At 34.7% G+C, this 21,611-nt stretch carries 23 protein-coding genes; 16 read left to right on the top strand and 7 right to left on the bottom strand.

The genetic code is table 11. The features are described 5' to 3' along the window. Positions 1–10: 10 nt before the first annotated feature. From A8B35_RS12150 to tssD (A8B35_RS12120), 7 genes are all read right to left on the bottom strand, one after another. Positions 11–400, bottom strand: coding sequence for an HU family DNA-binding protein (locus tag A8B35_RS12150; RefSeq protein ID WP_075603039.1), 390 nt, complete (start codon positions 398–400; stop codon positions 11–13). Between the two features lie 33 nt (positions 401–433). Then, positions 434–2,284 carry a type VI secretion system Vgr family protein gene (locus A8B35_RS12145; RefSeq protein ID WP_075603038.1) on the bottom strand — a complete coding sequence of 617 codons (1,851 nt, stop codon included), beginning with the start codon at positions 2,282–2,284 and terminating at the stop codon, positions 434–436. 17 nt (positions 2,285–2,301) lie between these two features. Beyond that, positions 2,302–4,143, bottom strand: a complete 1,842-nt coding sequence (locus A8B35_RS12140) for a type VI secretion system baseplate subunit TssF (RefSeq protein ID WP_075603037.1) — start codon at positions 4,141–4,143, stop codon at positions 2,302–2,304. A gap of 111 nt (positions 4,144–4,254) precedes the next feature. Beyond that, positions 4,255–4,698 (bottom strand): GPW/gp25 family protein, encoded by a 444-nt coding sequence (locus A8B35_RS12135; RefSeq protein ID WP_075603036.1) that lies wholly within the window; start codon positions 4,696–4,698, stop codon positions 4,255–4,257. A gap of 5 nt (positions 4,699–4,703) precedes the next feature. Next, complete coding sequence (locus tag A8B35_RS12130; protein ID WP_075603035.1) at positions 4,704–5,180, bottom strand: hypothetical protein; 477 nt, start codon at positions 5,178–5,180, stop codon at positions 4,704–4,706. 85 nt (positions 5,181–5,265) lie between these two features. Then, positions 5,266–5,718, bottom strand: coding sequence for a type VI secretion system tube protein TssD (gene tssD, locus A8B35_RS12125; protein WP_075603034.1), 453 nt, complete (start codon positions 5,716–5,718; stop codon positions 5,266–5,268). Next, positions 5,718–6,137 (bottom strand): type VI secretion system tube protein TssD, encoded by a 420-nt coding sequence (gene tssD / locus A8B35_RS12120; protein ID WP_075603033.1) that lies wholly within the window; start codon positions 6,135–6,137, stop codon positions 5,718–5,720. The genes tssD (A8B35_RS12125) and tssD (A8B35_RS12120) overlap by 1 nt, the downstream gene beginning before the upstream one ends. A 449-nt stretch (positions 6,138–6,586) precedes the next feature. Between tssD (A8B35_RS12120) and A8B35_RS12115 the strand changes: the two genes are divergently transcribed. From A8B35_RS12115 to A8B35_RS23330, 16 genes are all read left to right on the top strand, one after another. Next, positions 6,587–7,423, top strand: coding sequence for a TssN family type VI secretion system protein (locus A8B35_RS12115; RefSeq protein WP_075603032.1), 837 nt, complete (start codon positions 6,587–6,589; stop codon positions 7,421–7,423). 9 nt (positions 7,424–7,432) lie between these two features. After that, a complete protein-coding gene (gene tssK / locus A8B35_RS12110; protein ID WP_075603031.1) occupies positions 7,433–8,590 on the top strand; it encodes a type VI secretion system baseplate subunit TssK in 1,158 nt (385 codons plus the stop codon). Positions 8,591–8,600: 10 nt separating this feature from the next. Then, positions 8,601–9,545, top strand: coding sequence for a type VI secretion system baseplate subunit TssG (locus tag A8B35_RS12105; protein ID WP_075603030.1), 945 nt, complete (start codon positions 8,601–8,603; stop codon positions 9,543–9,545). A gap of 6 nt (positions 9,546–9,551) precedes the next feature. Continuing rightward, on the top strand, positions 9,552–10,052 hold the full coding sequence (locus A8B35_RS12100) for a hypothetical protein (RefSeq protein WP_075603029.1): 501 nt from the start codon (positions 9,552–9,554) through the stop codon (positions 10,050–10,052). A 55-nt stretch (positions 10,053–10,107) separates the two neighbouring features. Continuing rightward, on the top strand, positions 10,108–10,629 hold the full coding sequence (locus A8B35_RS12095; protein ID WP_075603028.1) for a type VI secretion system transmembrane protein TssO: 522 nt from the start codon (positions 10,108–10,110) through the stop codon (positions 10,627–10,629). A 1-nt stretch (position 10,630) separates the two neighbouring features. After that, a complete protein-coding gene (locus A8B35_RS12090) occupies positions 10,631–11,530 on the top strand; it encodes a PKD domain-containing protein (RefSeq protein ID WP_083634433.1) in 900 nt (299 codons plus the stop codon). A 42-nt stretch (positions 11,531–11,572) separates the two neighbouring features. Next, entirely contained in the window at positions 11,573–13,957 is a 2,385-nt protein-coding gene (gene tssR, locus A8B35_RS12085; protein WP_139314878.1) for a type VI secretion system protein TssR domain-containing protein, read from the top strand. 77 nt (positions 13,958–14,034) lie between these two features. Beyond that, positions 14,035–14,424 carry a type VI secretion system tube protein TssD gene (tssD, locus tag A8B35_RS12080; RefSeq protein WP_075603026.1) on the top strand — a complete coding sequence of 130 codons (390 nt, stop codon included), beginning with the start codon at positions 14,035–14,037 and terminating at the stop codon, positions 14,422–14,424. Between the two features lie 78 nt (positions 14,425–14,502). After that, on the top strand, positions 14,503–14,949 hold the full coding sequence (locus A8B35_RS12075; RefSeq protein ID WP_075603025.1) for a hypothetical protein: 447 nt from the start codon (positions 14,503–14,505) through the stop codon (positions 14,947–14,949). 31 nt (positions 14,950–14,980) lie between these two features. After that, positions 14,981–16,363, top strand: coding sequence for a DUF5458 family protein (locus A8B35_RS12070; protein WP_075603024.1), 1,383 nt, complete (start codon positions 14,981–14,983; stop codon positions 16,361–16,363). A 36-nt stretch (positions 16,364–16,399) separates the two neighbouring features. Further along, positions 16,400–18,946: an ATP-dependent Clp protease ATP-binding subunit gene (locus tag A8B35_RS12065; protein ID WP_075603023.1), complete on the top strand. Its 2,547-nt coding sequence runs from the start codon at positions 16,400–16,402 to the stop codon at positions 18,944–18,946. A gap of 11 nt (positions 18,947–18,957) precedes the next feature. Continuing rightward, positions 18,958–19,383: a type VI secretion system tube protein TssD gene (gene tssD, locus A8B35_RS12060; protein ID WP_075603022.1), complete on the top strand. Its 426-nt coding sequence runs from the start codon at positions 18,958–18,960 to the stop codon at positions 19,381–19,383. Positions 19,384–19,395: 12 nt separating this feature from the next. Then, on the top strand, positions 19,396–19,800 hold the full coding sequence (gene tssD, locus A8B35_RS12055; protein ID WP_075603021.1) for a type VI secretion system tube protein TssD: 405 nt from the start codon (positions 19,396–19,398) through the stop codon (positions 19,798–19,800). 87 nt (positions 19,801–19,887) lie between these two features. Further along, a complete protein-coding gene (locus A8B35_RS12050) occupies positions 19,888–20,739 on the top strand; it encodes a hypothetical protein (RefSeq protein WP_075603020.1) in 852 nt (283 codons plus the stop codon). Between the two features lie 10 nt (positions 20,740–20,749). After that, complete coding sequence (locus A8B35_RS12045) at positions 20,750–21,199, top strand: hypothetical protein (RefSeq protein WP_075603019.1); 450 nt, start codon at positions 20,750–20,752, stop codon at positions 21,197–21,199. A 152-nt stretch (positions 21,200–21,351) separates the two neighbouring features. Continuing rightward, positions 21,352–21,525, top strand: a complete 174-nt coding sequence (locus A8B35_RS23330; protein WP_171973201.1) for a hypothetical protein — start codon at positions 21,352–21,354, stop codon at positions 21,523–21,525. The last annotated feature ends 86 nt before the right edge of the window (positions 21,526–21,611 follow it).

The following is a 21,611-nucleotide window of genomic DNA, read 5'->3' as shown; positions in this document are numbered from 1 at the left end:
TTTTTTCTACCTATAAGCTTACCTTTTCGTACTTTAATGTTTTAAGCATATCTTTTAGCTTTGTGCTTGGTGTAAAAACAGCTTTTGCACCAGTAATTGAAGAGGCCGTAACATCACTTTCGTTCTCTTCGCCTTTGCTTTTTACATTTACACGTAAGCTTCCTAAATCGCCTAAGCGAACAATTTGTCCATCTTCTAACGATTCTTGCATCATTTCAACCATGGCATATAGTACAGCTCTAATATCAGCTCCGCCAACGGTGCTATTTTTTTCTATACGCTTAGTTAATTTATCAAGAGTTAACTCTCCGCTTGAAGTGGTGTTGGCGTAAAATTTTTTGATTCCTCCGCCTACAACTCCAGGTTGACCTTTTTCAATAACTTTGTACTTTACTGACATTGTAATATGGTTTTAAGATTAAAAAAAAACGTTTTACATTACCTCTACCTTACCCGATGCACCTTGTAGTGCTGTCATGGTACCCGATACTGTTGTTTGTACACCACCAGTAAGATCGGCATTCATTTGCCCCTCAACAGCAACATTTTGTCCGTTAAGTGCCGCATCGGTTGTAGCCGCTACGGTAACAGCACCACTACTATTTACGGTGGTATCGCCACTCGATTGTATGGTCACATTACCCTGAGCTTGGTTGTTTAAATCGCCCTCGGCAGCAATATCAACATTACCTTGTGCGCCAATAACAATGTTTTCTTCGGCACTAATGTTAATGTTCTTTGCCGATATCTCAATATTTTCAGTAGCACTAATGTATAAAGACTGTTCGGCAGTATTAAAGGTGATAATACTACCATCGGTATCGTAAATATTTATTTTTTCTTCGCCCTCGGTATCATCTAATTCAATGGTATGTCCGCTTGCGCTCACAATTTTGCTTTTTACATTATCGGGTAAAGCACCCGCAGCGTTATCGCGATGGAACAAGCTACCCGTTACATAGGGTTTTGATGGGTCGCCATGTTCAAAGGCAACCATAACTTGGTCGTCGATAGCAGGTATAAAATGAAAGCCATGCATGCTTTCGTTATTCTCGGCAGCCCCAAGGTTAGGCGTTTGTACGCGTATCCAATTACTTGTTTGGTCGTCGCTCATCCATAAAAAACGCACTTTTACACGCCCCAATGTATTCGGATCTTCGTTTTCAACTATGGTTGCCACCTCGGGGTAAGCAGTAGGTTGGGCTATTGTATCATTCAAAATAGCCTCAGTCATACCAGCTACTCCCTCAAAAAGGTTGCTATATAAACCATTATCATCAATAACATGTGTAATTTTTGTTACTCTGTAACGACCTAAATCCGGACCAACATCCTGTTGTAAACTTTCGGGTAAACGAGTGGTAACTAACTCGCCAATACGAATGGCACAGGTATTACTTTTAGCCGATATGGTTGACATTTGTGAGTATTTACGACTATATAAAGCACGCATTTGTGCCACAATATCGTTTTCGTCAACCATAAACCTGTTGGTTGGTAATTTGGCAGGGTTCGGGAAAAAAGGAGAACTTTTATCCAATGCCACACGCATATAACTGTTAATACCATCAATATTTTCAACCGGAGCATCTTCTTTGTAATCACTCTCGGCACTATCGTAATCGTATATTTCAGTATTTAGGCTATTTACTTTAGCTGATATTACAATATCGCTTAGCTCCATATCAAAGGAAACCTTTGTATCATTTTCAATACCCGGGTTACCTAATATTAGTTTTTTTCCATCGTAATAAAACCAATCGCCGCAAGCAGTTGCCAAACGAGCCATAAAGGCATAACTACTTTCTTTGTAGCGCGATACGTAGGGCATAATAGTGGTAAATGTTGCATTATCAACTATCTCAATGCCTACACCCGTATTTTCTAGAGTTTCGCTAATAATATTACTTAACGTGTAATCCATAAACGAAGCCATTGAAGGATCCATATCTAATAGTAAAGTTGGGCTACCACCTTGTAGTATAACAAAACCTTGGTCGCCATTGCTACCCCCAACCTTAACGTTGGTTATTAATCCATTAAATTCTGATGTTTCGCCACTCTCGGTGTGGGTAAATTTAATAGTTACTGTTTGGCCTAGTTGCTCAAAAAGCGTTTCAGGAGTGGTTGACCAAACATTGGGCTTGTTAGGCTTATAGTTTACCTTAATTTCAAAAACATGATGCCCATTCATGCTTTGCTCAAGGTTTAAGCCTACAAAATCAACAAGCTCTTCGGCTACTTTAACTTCGGTTTCAACTACATTTAATTGCGGTAAAGACATAATATTAGGTGTTAGAATTATTTAACGATTAATTGATAATTAAACTCTTGTGGCGATTTTTCGTAAAGGGCAGCCAAAAGTCCCTCCTTCATATTGTTTAGCTTTTGTGGCGATGTTTCTGCTGATGGTGTTAGGTGCACATCAATGGTTCTAATAATACCTTGTTTAGGTTCGCGACCAATACCATAACCCGATTTAACTTCGATGTTAGATATATTATTACCACAGTAAATAGCGCAAAACGATTTAACATCTTGCTTAGAATATATGGCACCATGCGAGGTAAGGGCAAATTTGTACATTTCCATTAAGGTTTTAGCATCGGGTGCCTCTTTCCCACCGCGCGAGGTGGTTAACATTACAGTTGATGTACGGTTAACATCGGTAATATCAGTAAAACCTAATACCTCCGACGCTTTAATGCCATTACCTATTATACCATTAGATAACCAGTATTTAATAAAAAATGCTGTGGACTCATACAACTTATCGTTAAGCACAATATACGAAGTGGATTCTGCCGTACTTCCTCGCAGACTAATTTTGCTCTCAAGCTGATTTAGTTGTCGTAATAAATCATTGGCATTTTCACCAAGGGTATCCTTCTCTACATTTGAAAAAGCCATACTTTCATCACGTAGTAAATCCACTAAATGATCGAGAAATTCGCGTGCATTTGCAGTATTGAAACGTTCAATTCCACCTCTTCGAAGCGTATATATATGGTTCTCAGTATCGGCATGTTCCATGCTATACTTTTGCTCATGGTATTGGTTACCATTCACATCACTTACATTATCAATATCCAGGAAATATTCATTACTCTCTTTAATTAAAGGAATTACGCCTGATATTTCATCAACTTTTCGCTCACTAGTATTAATAAACTTATTGGCAATAGGAAAGGCATTTATTTGCACGTTTAAACCCTGTAATGCCTCGCTGGTAAATGCTGATGGAAAGGTAAGTTTTACCCAAACCAATGGTTTTGTTAACTCTGCTAGCGTTTCCTCGGTAAACAGGTGTTTAATTTCGTCAGGAAACAAAGTTCTAAAATTAGGTTTTAACCTGGTTCGCTCGGTTATATGAATGAATCGATGATTGTAGTTGGTTAAAATATCGCTACTAATCTGATTATTTGTATTGTAGGCTTTTATAAACTTTGAAGCTAAATTTTCGTCTTCATCGTTCAATATATACATACCCGTTTCAGTTTGAAGCGGAAAACCTTCTATTTCCCATTTCACATGGGGTAATAGCCTAAAGTATTCTTCGCATTCGTCCATATACGGAAAGTCGAAATAGAACGAAATATTTTCTAAACTAATTACCTCTGGTGCTAAATCTAATCCAATCCACAACGATTTATTGGTGATCGGATCTTTTTTAGTAGCGGCAAACTCAAGTTCCTTGCCCAGTTTAATATCAACACTTGATATTCCTTCGCTACCTGCCAAATAGGCAACATCGCCATTAAATACGCGGGTAGAATATATTGGAGTAAATGAAAGGCGCTTTAGTTTGTGCCGTTTCATAAAGTGCGCGTTCTTATAATGAAACTCGTAGTTTTGTAGAATATCGCAGCTATTGTGTACGGCATTGGCATGCATTATGGCATGTGCAGGTTGCACCGATAAAGAAGAACTGGGTGTAAGTGCTCGGGCTACCTTTTCGAGCACCCTATTTTCAACATCGTTTACTTCTCGGCTCAATTGAAAAATTTCGCTCGATAGCGCTTCAATCATAAGCTTTACAATGGGGTCAAGATGATCGATATTTCGAATGTCCCACAATGCTGCCGCACGTTTAAACATTCTGTTTTTAATGCTTTCCTTAGTAAATGTTGTTTGTAATTCCATTTTTGGTTTATGTTGGCTATTACTGTGCTATTGTTTAGTATTGTATTTAATACCAATTGGTTTGGTAAATAATCTTCTCTTAATTTACTTACTATCTGAAACGAAAAAATGCTAATTTTTAGATAGAGGACCTAAATACATAGCATAGGTAAACCCACATTTTTGATTTACCTCAGTAAGCAAGCCAAATATGTGTATATCCACTCGTTTTCTAATGGCAACCGAGTTGCTCGACAAATCCTCTTTTACTACTTCTCTAATTTTAACTTGTACAGTAACATCTGATAGGCGTTTTTCGTTTTCTCTGACCGATTCTAGTACAAAACCACTAAATTTCTCTTCCCACTTTGATTGAGAAAATACTCTTTCGAAATCCATCTCCCATATTCTTGAGCCAAACTTTTTGTTAAAAACATGTTCGCCTGGACAGGTAGTTAATAATAAATCTAGGTTCTGATCTATAGATTCAAGTATGGTACAACGCTCTAACTGACCATCTTCGTCATTCTGAAAGGCTGAAAGTTGTAAAGGGAGTTTGTAATTGCTTTTTTCCATGCTCGTTAACTTTTAAATCTTCTAGGTTGTGGTAACTCTCTTCCGCGTACCGAAAAACTAGCTCTATTTCGTAATTCGTAAGGCTTACTTTTCGTCATTTGATAAGTATTTTTCTTCTCTGCCTCTTTATGAGCCATACCATACACATTTTGTATCCATGGTTCGTTATTGTAACATCTTAATAAATACTCGCAACTGCTCCATTCTCCCGAGAATACATCACGTATCGCAAATGTTAAGGCATACTCTTGTTGTTTAGTATGGCTAAATTTGCTTAAATGTTTGGTTTGTGTTAAAAAAACATGGCTCGATACAGCAATACCATATTCGTTCCAACTCAAATCATTTAGCTCAGACACCTTAGGTTTCTGAACTAAAATTGAATTACTCTTCTTAACGTAACCTACAGAATCAACATATCCCCTATCCCATAAATCAAGTTTCATGGCCGTAAACCAATCTGTTAATAAATTGCCTTTCATTTATGCATCATTTAAACAGTGTTATTATAATCCCACAAGGGCATAAGTAAATATAAAACAAGAGCTTTCGCTTAAGTTACAATCGCTAATAACCCGACCATTTTTGCTGAAATTCCTCACTCCCAATTTTTAATACTCTCGATGAAAGTACCAAAGTGGTAATGGTTTCTTTACCTTGTTCTATAACTTGTTTATGAAAGTTTACACAAATAGCATCAATAAATTTAATCTCTAGTTGAGCACCCTCTTCAAAATTATTATTGTGATGATAAAACTTAATCTGACCCGAATGTTTGGTTCCACTATTTATAATCCAGTTAAAAATAGTTTGATCTACAGGTTCACTAATCGATAAGCTTATTTTTCCACCGTATAATGCGCTGCATGGCCTATTCTTATCATCTACCTCTTGCGTAAACTCCCAATCTAAATCATTTAAAATATACTTATGATTGCTTATTTCTAATTCTGCCACTAAGCTCGCTGGTCGTGCATCCGAAAACACTTTACCAGATAGTAGTCTATCAAAAAATCCCATCAGTTCCAGTAGTTTTTATATTCATTATCGCCCAATGTAATTTGCTGTGCATTAATAGTTAAAACACATGTCGCATTTTGTAATCCCATCGATTCATAATGAAATCTAAAACCAACAATACGTGCCTGATTAAACGAAATTTTCTCTATTACTTCACTATTCAGGTTGTAGGATGATATCTCTCCATTCTCAATTTCATTAGAATTGAAAAGCCATTTCATTAAAGGGTCTTGCGGAAGTATGGGTAGTGCAATTTTTATGTTACCAGCATTTAATACACTGCTTGCTTCTCCTTTTTGGTTGGTATGTTTAAACAACTCGTAGCTACAGTAGCTAAGCTCATAAACATCTCTAAAACCACCGTTCTCATTGTTTTTCTCAAGTTTATGCAACTTAAGGTAGGTTGTTAAATTGGTCATAATAGTAGGAATTTGGGCTGTAAATATAATCTATTATTTTAAATAGATGCAAATTTATGAAGCACTATTATATCCAGCTAAATTACATTATAGGGTTATCCACAAGTTAATAATTTAAGCAAAGCCATATACAATCAGGCTTTGCGAGATTTTCCTTTAGAACTACATACAGAAAAAATAATTGATTAAAACAAAAAATTAACACTGCTTAACTATTTAACACTATTAATTTAAAGAATGTTAAAAATGTAACATTTACAATAGTAGCGAAATCCACACGTATGCCTCCAAAAACACTGTACTACAGCCATTTAATTACAGTATTCAAATATGTATTTAACATGAAATTTATACTTTGATAATATAGTTTTAACATTTTTTTTAAAGTGAATATTTGTTTTTATAAAAAATGAAGTATGTTTGTACCACCAAATTATAACTAAACTTTGATGATTCTTACATATATCATATACCCGTTACTAGGGATAATTCTTATTGGCTTAGGTTTCTTAATTACTAAGAAAAATAATATGGCCAGTAATAAAAGACTCTTTGCTTACTTAACAATATCAATACTATTATTGGCTATTCCTGGGTTTGTAGGTCTATTAGATTATGACTTTATGCCTTTCGGATACTTTGGAATAGCTTGCCTATATTTGGTATTAGGATACTACAATCAAAAAATAATATCGTGGGTACTAAAAGAACCCCCAAGCTTTTTTATTGAGTTAAGTATTTATGTATTCACAATGGCAATAGGGGCAGTACTATTTGTTTACATTTTTAACTATAGTAATGAATTAGCATACGGTTTATGGGCATCTACTGTACTTATAGTATTTGCTATCCCTTTATTGTATTGTAAATCAGTTGAATTATTTTTAAATATTCCAGTAGAGATTTATAATGTGTGGTGTTTTGATAAAAGTCCTGATCAATCAAATAATGACACCATCAACTACGATCAGTTAAAACTTGTAAAGGTAGAAATATTTAAACAAGAGTCTGATGAAGAGCCAATTGTAATAAATGCTAAAGCTCCAAGTGAAATGGAGTTTGGGGTGTGGTTTAAGCGACTATTATCAGATTATAATATAAAATCGCCATTGGCTGCAATTGATGTTAATAATAAAACTAGCGATTCAGGATGGATTTTTTACACCAAGCCTTCCGTGTTTTTACCAAGAAACTACATTGACTATAATAAATCATTCGAAATGAACAAAGTTCATGAAAGATACACTATAGTGGCCAAACGAGTATTTGAGAACATTGAACAATAGAATTTTAAGATGATTAGAGCACCTAAAAAACAGCTTGTTAATTGGCAGGAGAGTATGAATGTCTCAGCAGAGCATTTTATACAATCAGAGAATTTCTTTATAGATACATCTCGTGATTATGCCAGTTTACGATTAACCAATAGCAATTACGGATTGTTGCCAACGGTTGGCGATAAGGATAATGCGAATGGTATTAGAATTAGTGAGCATGTAACAGGGCATATAGAAATTAAGCTCTTACATTGTAATGCTATCACTTCTTCTGGCATCAGAGTGAATTTTAATCCAGATGATGAGAGTTACCTTATTAAAGATTATTCTCCTGATTCACAATCCTTAAGTGCTAGGCATCGAGAAACAAAGCAATGGGATATTATTCTTATAGTAAACCCGTTTGATAGGTGTCCTTCAGGTGATTTAGATGTAGAAGAAACACCTCCTCGACACCCTAATGCAGGTGCAAAATATGATTTGCAAGTAATGCCTTCTGGAGAATTAAATACTTCAGAGTTCGGATCGCATCATCTTACAATTGGTCGTATAAGAAAAAGTTCGGATAGATACGAGGTTGATGGTAATTACATTCCTCCATGCACAAGTATGGCTAGTCACCCAGATTTGATGGAGTACTACAACCATCTTGGACAAAAATTAAGTAGCATAGAGAAATCATCTAAAACAATCATATCCAAGGTAATAAACAGACAAAGCCAAACTGAATTAGCCGAAAATATAAGAGCTGTATGTGAAGATTTATTAAGATACATCTCGGTTATATATTTCGAGTTTAGAAATAAAGGAAGATATCTGCCTCCAATTGATATTATACAATATTTTTCAACTTTAGCGCATGTTACCTATGGTAGCTTAAGCTTTATTCAAAATAAAGAGAAAGAAGAGTTGCTAAAATATTTTTATGAGTGGAGTGATATTACTCCAGGATCTTTTGAAGAAACCCTAGCCAATACATTAGAGATTCTATATGAGCATGATAAAATTAGATCAACAATGTTCCAGATCGATAGTTTTATGACAATTCTGTCAGATTTGTTAGTTAAACTTAGTCAGCTAGATCATATTGGACAACACAAAGAGAATATAATTGTATCTGAAAGTATATCGCAATCAGATTCTACACAAAAAAGCAAATGGAGTATCCTAGATTAATAAATTGATAATGATTACACTAGACCAACCTAACCATATTACTGCTAATGCTGTTGATACAGATTATAAGGCAGAAACAGTTGCAGCCAGACTATTAAGTAAAGGTACAAGCATCGAGAGTGTTTTAATTAAGCGCAATGGTGCATCGAAACGTAATGTATCCAAGGATATTGATAATATTATGTTTGGTGACGATTCTAATCTCTATAAACATATAGAAATATCCACAAATCGAAGTAGTATTTACGATACTATGCCCGAAGGGTTATTTCACAGCACAGAAGGTAGTCTTAAAGACAAAAGTCAAGAAGAAGTATTAGAGTCAATTAGAAAACAACGAGAAGAAGAATTTTATTCAAGACGATTTTTCCAACCTTTCGAAGAGGAAATTGATCGTAGTAAAGTCCTTACTCAGTTTAAAGAATCGAGTTTTGACAAGAAAAATAATGCAAACGAATTTATTAACATTTTCACAAGTTACTGGCCTGTAATAAAGAATGTTAATAAACGAAGAGCTGCTATATTTCTTGAAGTTGTACCGCTGGTACCATCAATCAGAACTTCACATCAGAAGATTGCAGAGGCGATGGCATTGATATTTGAGATGCCAGTTAAAGTAAATACAAACTATAACGTACACCATATAAAATCAAAAGTTGAATCACCTTTAGGACGTATTAAGTTAGGAGAGAATTTTTTCACCAGAGGTGATTTGGAAGATAGAAATTCAGACATTACTATTGAAATCGGTCCTATGTCAGTTTCTGATTACGAAAGCTTTACCCACGAAGGTGAAGATGGAAAAATGCTAAAATGTTTAGAAGAAATATTATTCCCAGCAAACTGCAAGGTTACAACCAAGTTTAATCTTAATAAAACAACTGCAGTTTTCAAATTAGGCAAAGCAGAGGGAGTAGCAGTATCTTTTCTTGGTATCAATACTATTTTGAAATAAATTATTATGAAAGCTCAAAACATTTCTCAAATACGAAAAGCCTACTTATTCTTTGCCATAAGTGTAATTAGCACTGCATTTCTTGGTGTATTATCTATCTTTTGTTTTATAAACACTGCTACTGCAGAGTTAGAGTTAATCGGTAGTAAAACTAGGGAGTATGATAAGATTAACGCTTATCAAATTGAATTAGTAGGCCGCATGGATACATTGTATAACTATATGCAGATGCTAAATACTAGCGAGAAAATAAATGATGTATTACTACTTAATATGATTAGTAATAAGAAAATGAACTATTTAAATTCACTAGATAAACTACCTAAAGAAGATTCCTATTTATTTAGGAAAATTGGAAATCAGATTAATGTTTTTTTAAATGTTGATGATTCTATTAGGCAGCTAATTATTGAAGAAGATTTAGTGAAAAGTGATTTAATACGTTGTATTGAAGACAATAAACAATTGGCCAGAAAACTATCCATTGGAGGTATACTAAACGAGTAAGCATCCTATTAACTATAGTAATCTCTAATATAAATATTCGAACAAGCTAATCCAGATGAAATCAAAAGTTACTGTTTCAAAATATATAAATCGTTATGAACGTATAATCGCACTTATCTATGTGTTTGTACTATTTGTAATAGTTATGGGTTCGTGCACATATTTTTTAGTGAATCAGAATAAAGATCTAGATGTTTTTAATAAAAAAGTGATCACTATTAAAAAGATGAAAAGAATTAAGAGTTATCAAGATACCCAGCTAAGAAATGGTCTTTCTTGTGACTCAATATATGCCCGAATTGAAAGGTTTGACCCAAGCCTTCAGGCAAGTTACGAGGAAAGTGATATTAAATTTCTAATCAATGACTTAAGGAATGTATACACTCAAAATAGTTGGGATAAAAGACTCAAACTATTCGCTCAAATAGCAAACCTATATGACAATTGGTTAATTGATAAAAAAGAACTGTGGAGTAAGAAACAGAATATAAGCACATTTAAATCAAATTTGGAAGAATGTGAAATAGGTATTGACAAAAAGACAGAAAGTATTAGGTCTAAATTTAAAAATAGGTAAAATGCATAGGTTTCTGAATATTAGAATGGTAATCGTATTGGTGATTACAATAATTTCGATTTTTGTCTTTTCTTATTTAGTGAGATCTTGCTCAAAAGATCAATTAATTTTAGCAAAAGTTTCTAATGTTGTTGTAGCTCCTTATGAAACAATATCTTTTTCTGATAGCACGAGAGGTGCTGAGGAGTGGTTATGGGAATTCGGTAATGGAGATACCTATCACATGCAAAAGGGTAAATATAGTTTCACCGAAGAAGGTAAATATCAAATTAGACTTACAGTCAATCAGAAGGCTGAAAAATATTTCAAAATCGAAGTAAAAAGTAAGGAAGATGGCAAAAACGAAAGCCCTTTAATAAACATCATCGCACCTATTGTTGCTTTACAAAATGAATTAATTGTTTTTAAGGGTGATGGTAATGCAGAAAAATGGCGATGGGAATTTGGTGAATCTGGCAGAGTTGATGCTCGTGAAAAAAAGACGCTATATGCCTTTAAGCAACCAGGCCTATATAGTGTATTACTTAGCACAGAGACTACTAAATACCCAATCAGACATCAAATTGAAATTGTAGCACAATATCAAGAGAATGACTCTACTGATGCCCTTTCGGTAATTGGTGAGGATATAAAAACAAACTTGCAAGCTATAGTTAATGGCAGGTCATTTAACACACACTATAATAAAGTTTTAAAACGATATTTATGTGGCAATGCCAATACCATTGTGGTTACGAATAATAATAAATTCAACGACTTTTATTCCTATTGTCAAGGCTTAAAAATTATAGGAAAGTCGAATAAAACAATTATAGAAAATGTAATTGTTGATTTAGATGAAGTGAATACTTCGTGTATTAGTCAATTAACAATTATTCAATACGATTTAGCTAAGAGGTAATTTTTTAACCCTAACCCTAACCCTAACCCTTATATGAAGAATATGAAGATTTATATAGTATGTATATTAGGATGCCTAATTACTGCTTGTGGGCCAATTAATATGTTCACACGTATTAAAAAGGTACCAGTATCATATACATATAACTATTGTGTGGATGGGCTTAAAGCTCCAAAATCTATTCTTAATAAAAAGGAATGGGTTGTATATTCCGATAGAGATAAAAACTACACCACGGTTAGCGCAGGTGGCAAGTTAAAACTTAAGGATTTAGAATATCTGGAACCATTACTTGTGATAGGAAAAAAGCGTGAATACCTAAGTGTAATAAAGTATGACCCCGGAGTAATAGATAATGGCAGATTAACTAATAGAAAGCAGGTTGAGTATTATGGGTGGATTCACAAATCAAAGTTATTACTCGATAATCAAAGTATTACCGATTTAAGAACTGGCTTAAAGAACAAATCTATATTAAGTATTTCAAATCCTCATGTGGTAAAAAATGCTGAGCTATTTTTTAAAAATGATTCAGTAAAATCATATATGAGCCCCGGTTTATATAATGTATCAAACTTTACTAAGCCTAATGATATTATTTACATACTAAAACGGGCAACAGATAAAAGTAAGGTTCTTATTTCAAGAACGCCTTATATTCTACCTGATAATATTCAGGAAAACGTATTAGGATGGGTTAGCTCTGATTTAATTCAAGGTGTTGGACAACAACTTTTTTTAGATGACAATGCTAAAGCTAGCAAAACAGATATCCATACAAGTAGCATTATATACAAGCCTATTATAAGCAGAAAGGATAGTGCTGTTTTTAAAACTGGATCTTTATTTCCAATTATTGATAGAAGTGATAATTGCATCTTCAATGTAAACGGAAACATCATCAGCTACAATGAGAAAGCAATTATAGAAACTGAGTTGAAACGCATTAACGTTGTATTTCTAATTGAACCCAATAAACGAACTATTGAGCAGTTACCAGCGCTCATAAATTCATTTCAGAATATGAATCCCTTGTTTGCTGACAAAACCTTTTCATATCAATTTGCTTCGGTAGTTACCAATTATGAGTCTGATAAACTTTGCACGACTGAGGTTCCCTTTTCGTCGAATTTTAACGAGGTAATTGCAAATTTTGTTAATCTAACAAAGAAGAATAATTTAAACCCAGTTCCATCAGAGAGATCTTGGGAAGGCTTGGAAACCTGCTTGAATTTAATTGCCCAGGAAAAGCCTGCAACCAATTTAATAGTAACATTCGGAGAAACAGGAAGACCAAATACATGGAATGATTCTGCTATTGCGGCCAAAGCGAGTAAGTATAATTGTAGATTTATTGCCTACCAAATATACTCTGGTAAAGAAAACGAGTACAATAATTTTGTAACACAGTTTACTGATTTAATCAATCATTCGTCTGAATTACTTTCAAAGAATAAAAGAGAATTAATAGTTTATTCTGATCAAATTACAAAAACGAATGATTTTGTTTCATCAAGTAAAAACACCTATCATCTCGATTTTCCTAAAAGAAGTATGACTCAAGGGGGTATATGCTTTCCCGAGAAAGGACAGACTATTCTTCTTGATCAGATTACATCCTTTATGGATAGTATTTTAACCGAAGTAAAAGCTGATAATATTGGATTAATTGAAAGTATAGATAAGGCTTTTATTACTGTAGGTAATTCAAAAGATAAATATGAAAAACGATTTATAAATAATTTTTCACTTAGTGAGAAATATAAAATAGAAAGAAATTTTAAAGAGAGTTTTCAAAATACATATCCGTATTGGTATAAATCTTACAGCGATACACTTTGTGCAGATTCGGTTTATAAGTACAAATTACTGTTATCGGAGATAGAGGTAGATAACCTCAGAAGTATATATGACGGCATCGCAGACCTTAATGTAGATACTAAATTTTTAGGCAAAGCTAATAGAACTAAAAGCAAAGGCAAAGCTTATTGCGATTGTCCTGGCGAGTATAAGGATGACTTTGTTACCGCCTTGAATGATACTGCAGAAGTGATTAAAACTAAATACAGGTCTACCCGGAAAGTAAGAAAAGCTTTTAAAATGAACTTATTAGAGGGCTTATACAATTGTCCTTTTTGCAAAACAAAAGCTAGTAAAAAACCAAATAGATTATCTCTTGCTGAATTACACGAATTAATTTTTCACGCTCCTAGTTATTCTAATCAGTTACAATCGGTATCTGTAAAATCAATAACAAGAAGAAAATTCTTTTCGCGAAAGCGATTACTTAGTGATAAAGACTTTGAGGCATTACTCGAGTTCTATAAAGAACAGAAGGCAACCTTAGATATTGAGATAAATGAATCAATCAGTATCACATCAAGTGGTGAAACATACTACTGGGTAGATTCTGAGTGGTTTCAATAAATAGATAAAAATAAAGCAGTTAAAGTGTGTACTGTAACCAAACACACAATATTTTTTTTTAACTAAAATTTTAGATTATGGCTTTTAGAGCAACCCTAAATTTAGCAGGTAAAGAGTTTGACGTGCTAGATTGTGATTACAAATTAGAAAGAGATGTTGATGCAAAAGGAAGACCTGCTTCAAATATCTATGGTGGTAAAGTTCGTGTTCGTGTAGAGTCTACAGAAGACACTTCAATCCTTGAGCAAATGGTTAACCAATTCAAACCAAGTGCTGGTAGCGTTATCTTTAAAAAAGGTGATGAAGAAGCTAAAATGAAAGAGCTTACTTGGGAGAATGGTTATATAGTTTCTTTTGAGGAGTCAATCGATGTAGTTGGTGCTCGTCCGATGTCAACAACTTTTGTAGTTTCTGCACAAGTTCTTAAAATCGGTGGTGCTCAATATGAGCAAAACTGGCCAAACTAGTTTAAAAAAGGGATACCAATTGTAAATAACGGGTTGGTATCCCGATTTCATTTAAAATAATTATAAAAACATATTATTATGGCAATCCTAGATTATGAAATTGGTGGGAATGAAGTAAAAATTGAAGGTGGAGAAGCAATAGCTCAAATCCCTGAAAACAGAACATTACTTATTGAAAAACTTACTGCTGAAGATCCTGATAACCCTGAAGCTGTTGAAAAATTAAGTACAATAGAAGATGTTTTTGCGCATTTTATGCCAAATATCGACATCGAATTCGAAAACGAAGCAGGTCAACCAGTTAAAGAAAATATGAAATTTTCTAATGTTGGCGATTTCAGCGTAAAAAATATGACTGATAAAAGTGCATTTATGAATGGTCTTAGTCAGGAAAATAATTTTTACGAATTACTTACAAAGCAATTACGATCAAATAAAGTATTACAAAGAGCTCTTGAAGATCCAGAAACAAAAGAAGCTTTTGTTCAGGCGCTTTTACAACTTCGTAACGAACTAGAAGACTAATTTCTTTTAACCGTACTTAAATTTAAAAATCATGTCAGAAAATACAGCAGTAGCCGAAGAGGTAATGCAAACAGAGCAACAGTCAGCTGTCTCAAATCAAGAATCAAGCGCTAAAGTATTAGCAGACTCAATTGGTAAATTAGCTAAATTTGGAGGATTTAACTTCTTAGAGTCTTCAGTAGAAGGAATTCAAAACCTTAATCCGGAGCGTAAAGCGCGTAAAAAGATATTTCTTACTGATGAACAAAAAGTAGGAGAACGCAAAGCTTTAAAAAACACTATCGACCTATGGGTTGATTTACTTACATCTTCGGATAGCATTACCGAAATGTTAGATAAAAGTAAGGCCAAAGCAGCCTCTGTTTCTAAAAAATTGGCCGAGAGTCAATTGATAGCGGTAAATACAGTAAAAGAGTTAGAGCGTTCGTACCGTGGTGTAATGCTTTTTTATAAAAACACCGAATCGGATAAATTAACAAATATTACTATTGTTAATGCTACACCAGAGCAAGTAACCGATTTAGATAATTCAAGATTTATTGATTTTGTAGCTGCTGAGTTAAAGCAAAACTACGATAAGTTAGATCTTAGAATGAATTACTCTATTCTTTCGTTACCTGGATACCTTGGATCTAATAAGGTTGTTGAAAAATGGTCGAAAATAGCTTACGATAACAAAGTAATGTTATTTACTGATTTTGCCGATCTTGAAAAACCAGATGATGTTGTTGAAATGTTCTTTTCATCAAATTTAGCTAGTGGCGATACTTTTAAAGCCAACACTACTATGTCGTGTAACTGGTTAGTTGGTCGTGGTAAATATGCCGAGTTAGGCGAAGAGGAAGATCTTCATGTTTCTCCTTCAGCAGCTTTAGCAGGTAAAGTATACCGTACTTTAATGTCGCAAGTTACTGCCGGTAAAAAATATGGTAGTATTAACGAGGTTGATGGTGTTGCTTTCCAATTAAAGAAAAGTGAAATTTCGCAGCTCGAAAAAATGGGACTTATCCCAATGGTAAACGAGTATGGTAAAGTAATGGCATTCTCTGCTAAAACTTTATTTAATGGCGATAACTTAGGTTTACAAACATACTCGGTAGTTAGAGTATTCGATTATATTACAAAAGTGCTTTTCGATTTCTTAAACCGTCGTTCATTCGAAAACTGGAACTCAAAAGCAGAACGCGATTTACGTTCACAAATTGTTAAGTTTTTAGATGGTGTTCAGGGTCCTGATCGTTTAATCGAGAAATTTAAAATTCTTCGTTTTGAGCGCGATCCTAAACAAAAAGATAGAATCTTTTTAGACCTTCATTTAACACCTTATTTCCCAGCTAAAAGTTTTGTAATTAAACTTGATGGTATTAAAGGTGATGATGGTACTGAGTGGAGCTCAGATGTAGAACAAGGATAACGAACATTAATCGTAACGATTATAAATACCGAGTAGATGGATTTTTTAAATTTAAATGAGTCGGTCAAAACATCGGTGCGCATTGCGCAAGGGATTGCCCGGGAGTATGGCAATAGCTGTTATACTCCTGCCCATCTCTTAAAAGCAATACTGCATCCCGAAATTGGCTTACAGGGTTTTATTGAGAGTCTTGAAAAAGACATTAGCTATTTAGAAGAATGGGCCGAAGTGCGCATTGACGAGGTGCCTAAAAATGCATCCAGTGCCGAAATTGTGCCTACACCAGAAATAGCCGATATTTTTGAAGAGTCGGATAATGTGAGGTTAAAATGGGGTTTGTTAGAGATAAATCCTATTTGTGTTTTAACAGCAATATCTAAGCCAGGAGTAGGGTTTGATGCAGATCAATTAAAATCGTTTCCAATACGCGAAAACGAAGTGTTCGATTTGTTTATGCAAGGCACGCAAACAAACGAAGCCATTGCTAATGTTATGAACGAGGAATCCTCGGGCGGTCCTAAACCAATGGTTTCTATTGCTAAATATTGCATCGATAAAACGGCCCTTGCTTTAGATTTAAAAATACATGCTACCGTAAGTCGCGATAAAGAAACGCGCATGATGATGGAAATATTAGGCCGTCATCGTAAGCCAAATGTACTAATAACCGGTGATTCGGGAGTTGGTAAAACCGCTTTAGTAGATGGTTTAGCTTACAATATTGCACATAACAATGTGCCATCTTACCTTGAGGCTTCAATAATATACGAGCTCGATACAGGAGCACTTATTGCAGGCGCTACCTACAAAGGCGAAATAGAAGATAGACTTAAGGGTTTAATAAAAGAAATTAATCAGGTAGATAGAGCTATTTTATTTATCGATGAAATTCAAACCTTGCTCGACCCAAAACAAGGCAACTCTGGTGCAGCCGGAATATTAAAACCCGAACTATCTAAAGGTAACCTTACCGTTATTGGGGTAACCACTGTTGATGAATACCGTAAATTAATTGAACCCGACCACGCCTTTAGTCGTAGGTTTGAAGTTTTACAAATTGACGAACCTAATTCTACCGATGCCATTAAAATGGTAAACTCGGTATTAAAACATTACACCAACTATCATAAGCTTGCCGTTACCAACGAGGCCATTAGTAGCTGTGTACATATGGCTAAGCGCTATGTGAAAGATCGTAGACTCCCCGATTCTGCTATCGACCTGCTCGATAGAACCATGTCGGCTGTTAAAATGGTAAACGAAACAGCCAAATCTGACGTACTTGATTTAACCAAACAAATTGCTGAAATAGAAGGAGACCATGCTACGCCTGAAGAACAAAGGGCCGAAGCACTTAAAATGGTGCACCTATCTATGCAAAATAAATTAAGCCCAGTATTATTGGGCGTACTTACACAAGAGAAAGATACCAATGAAATAGAATCCTTTACTGATTGGTATAATTATTTAACCGAGTCGGTTGAAGTGATAGGTAACTTTGTTAAGGATAAAATTGAAGAAGTTGCTGCGCACGAGGTAGCTGCAATTATTTCTAACAAAACGGGTATTCCTATCGGAAAAATTCAGTCGGGCGAAAAAGAACGCCTATTGAATATGGAAGAGTTATTGCGCCGCAGAGTTGTGGGACAAGATGACGCTTTAAAATCATTGGTTGATGCTATTTTAGAATCGCGCAGTGGTATGAATAAACCAGGCCAGCCCATTGGTTCATTCTTTTTACTAGGCCCAACAGGTACGGGTAAAACTGAATTAGCTAAGGCCTTGGCCGAAATATTATTTAACGACGAAAAAGCGATGATTCGTTTTGATATGTCGGAGTTTAAAGAGGAACATTCTGCAGCCTTACTTTACGGAGCTCCTCCGGGGTATGTTGGTTACGAAGAAGGTGGTATGTTGGTAAATAAAATACGCCAACAACCTTATGCCGTAGTTCTTTTTGATGAGATAGAAAAGGCACATGCCTCGGTTTACGATATCTTTTTACAAATAATGGATGAGGGTAAACTGCACGATCGCTTAGGTAAAGAAGGCGATTTTTCAAATGCTATTATTCTGTTTACATCAAATGTGGGTAGCCAATGGTTAATTGAGCAAAAAGAAGCTGGTAAAAACCCTAGTACCACACAAATAATGGATGTTATGGGCGAGTATTTCCGTCCGGAGTATTTGGCTCGTTTATCAGAAATTGTTCCCTTCTCCCCTATTAGCGAAGATATTTTACTTAAAATATTCGATATACAATTTAAAAGCATTGTTAACGTGCTTGAGAGTAAAGGCATTAACATTGAAGTAAGTGAAGCAGCCAAACGCATGTTAGCGCATAAAGGTTTTACGCCAAAATACGGAGCTAGGCAAGTAAATGGTATTATACGTAATTACCTACGCCGACCTATTTCTAAGTTTTTAATTAGTAATAAAATTACTAAAAACGACACCTTATATGTGGCACTTGATGCCAACAACGAATTAAGTTGGCATATTAATGAATTGCCACCTGCCATTGAAGCAGCAGGTACCGAGAGCGAAGCAGAGAATAAAGATATATTAATAACTAATCCTTAATTTATTATACTATGTTTGGACACAAATGTTTTTTACGTATTGGCGCATTAGACGATTCGAGTATCAATGGCCTTTACCGCGATAGTTATGAGCTTGCAAAGTGTGAGTTTGGTTTCGGACAAGGGGTTGACTCTAACGGAAAAGCCCAAACCGAAGTTACAGGAGGTTCTATATCAATAGTATTTCCTAATATACCAAAGGATAACATGCTTGAGTGGATGTTAAAATCGAGCAACCTACAAAGCGGAGCCATAGTGGTTTGTAACGCTAACGACGAGCCATTAGAAAAAATAATGTTTGAAGATGCAGCTTGTGTAGATATGAGTATTGATTATGTGCAAGGAGGTAAAAGTTATACTACCACTTCAATGCGATTAAGTGCTCGTAAAATTATTGTTGGCGAAACAAATATTGAAAATAACTGGAAAAACCTTTAAACCCATTTTGTTATGATAAATTTAGAACAAGTAGATAGTAACACAACGGCCTGGCTAATTATTGATGGGCAGGAGTTTGAATTGAGCCAGTTTAATATTAGTTTCGGACAAAGTATAGATCCTAAAGGGGAACCGCAGAATAAAGTACGTGGTGGTCAAATCAATGCATCGATAACACAAGTAGTGCCAAGTAATATATACGATTGGGCCATGAAATCGATGATGAAAGAGGGCGAAGTTATTTTTAAAATAGAATCAGGTAGTGCACCGTTAAAAATAAGTTTTGCGAATGCTTATTGCGTAGGATTCAACAGAAGCGTTGATTCTACAGGTGGTGGTTTAAGTAGTGTTTTTACAATAGCACCAGAAGAAATTACCTTAAACGGTATTAGCTTTGATAACCATTGGGTTGATTAGTTTATAGGGATTCATATCTCATAATTGCAAATAGGTAATTATACTTTTATTATTGTTATAAGTGGGTGATAATTAAAAACATAAGCAATGAATAACTATAAAAAAATCTATATAAGCTCTGAGGAATTTGCTCAACGTAAAGCAGTGGGTTTATTCTATGTTGGCTTTGTAAAAGGTGCGGGCTATGCTTATACTTTAGATGTAGCCATTAAACCAGCCCATATGGGTACGTCCGAAGCTCCACGGTTTGTACCTCCCGGGCAAGATAGATACCAATATGTAAAAATGCAGTTTATTGATAATTCGGATGAAGCTGTTCAGTTAAGTTATGGTGAACGCCCTAAACTAAAAGGTAACAAAGCCTTTATTGAAGCTTCAGAATCATTTCAACCCGAAACTAATTATGCGACAAAACGTGATAACACAGCTGTTTCGCCTGATTATTTTGGAAATGGAGGGGGTGGAAATGAGGTTGCCAAATCACAAGGGGGGTGGACTCCTTCTGTACAGGGCGAAATTAGGCAGTATGAACCAAGTTTGATGGATCGTTGGAGTGAGAATACTAACTTCTTCTCAAAAATGGGGTATGATCTTATTGATGGAGTTTGGGTATTGGGGCAGTCTTTAGTTTCTGGACCACGAAGTGAAGTTACTCACCTGAATGGAACACCAACCATAAGTGATGAAAGAGTAATGGCATTTGGCAATACTGTATCATGGGCTATCACAGCTGGTGAACTATCAACCTTTAAAGGAATTACTAATGGCGTTTATTCATCTAGGTGGGAGTTAAGAGTTCAAGCACATGCTCATTCAATGAGTCCGCCTAAGGGGATGGTATCTTTCTCGATGTCTCCTTGGCATATTAATTTTAACAAGATTCATATTATTACAAATCCAATCTATTGGCGTTCATATGGATTAATATTTATACCATAAAAAAATAGCTATGAATACAAAATTATGTTATTACGGAGATAGTACATTCTGTCAAGAACATAACGATAGATGGCAAAAATTAGTCAATATTGCTGTTTCAAATTGCGATAGTATTGAGTTTAATATCTTAAAAAAAGATTATTCAAATGTGAAAGAAATTTCGGATTTATCAGACTCTTTTATTGAAATACAGAAAAGAAAAGAAAAGATTTACCCTAGCGGTTATTGTATAAAATATAAACTATCTGAAAAAGTTATCGCTTTTGTTAAATCAAAGAACTATGCTGATTGGAAAAACTATTATTTAGAAGACCTATCCTTTATTAGGGATAACTTAGAAATATTATCTACTATTACCCATGAGAACTATGTCATAATGTTAATGACTGCTGATGAGCAGAAAAAATTCAATAATGAAGGGTTTAATTTTATATACTGGGGCGACATAGAAGATATTTGAATGGTAGCCCCCGCTCAGCAAACCATCTAAACAATGTAAATCGTTCGGCGTATGGCACTGCCTACATCGGATAATATATAAATTTTCAGCCTGTTATAATTGATTGGGCAGTTTCTGGCATTTACTTTTTAGGAAGTGCCGCATTTTCGGATATGCCATTTGTACCATCACCTGCTTGGGATTTCAGACAGCCCTATTATTTTGAGAATGATAACACTCGTGTAGAACATCATCCAACACCTGATTTTATATTAGATCCCATGTCCGATTATAATCAATCAGCACGTATTGATAATACAAGAGTATATAATCCATATAATTATTAATGATGAACTTATATAAAAAAGGTTTTTTTCTACTCTTAAGTATATATGAAAAATTCAGTAAAGATGATCAAATTGGGATATTTGCA

Origin of the sequence: Saccharicrinis aurantiacus (assembly GCF_001660705.2) — a bacterium.
Classification (GTDB): Bacteria; Bacteroidota; Bacteroidia; order Bacteroidales; family Marinilabiliaceae; genus Saccharicrinis; species Saccharicrinis aurantiacus.
Note: the sequence above shows the minus strand (reverse complement) of the source record. Positions and strands in the feature narration are given on the sequence as shown.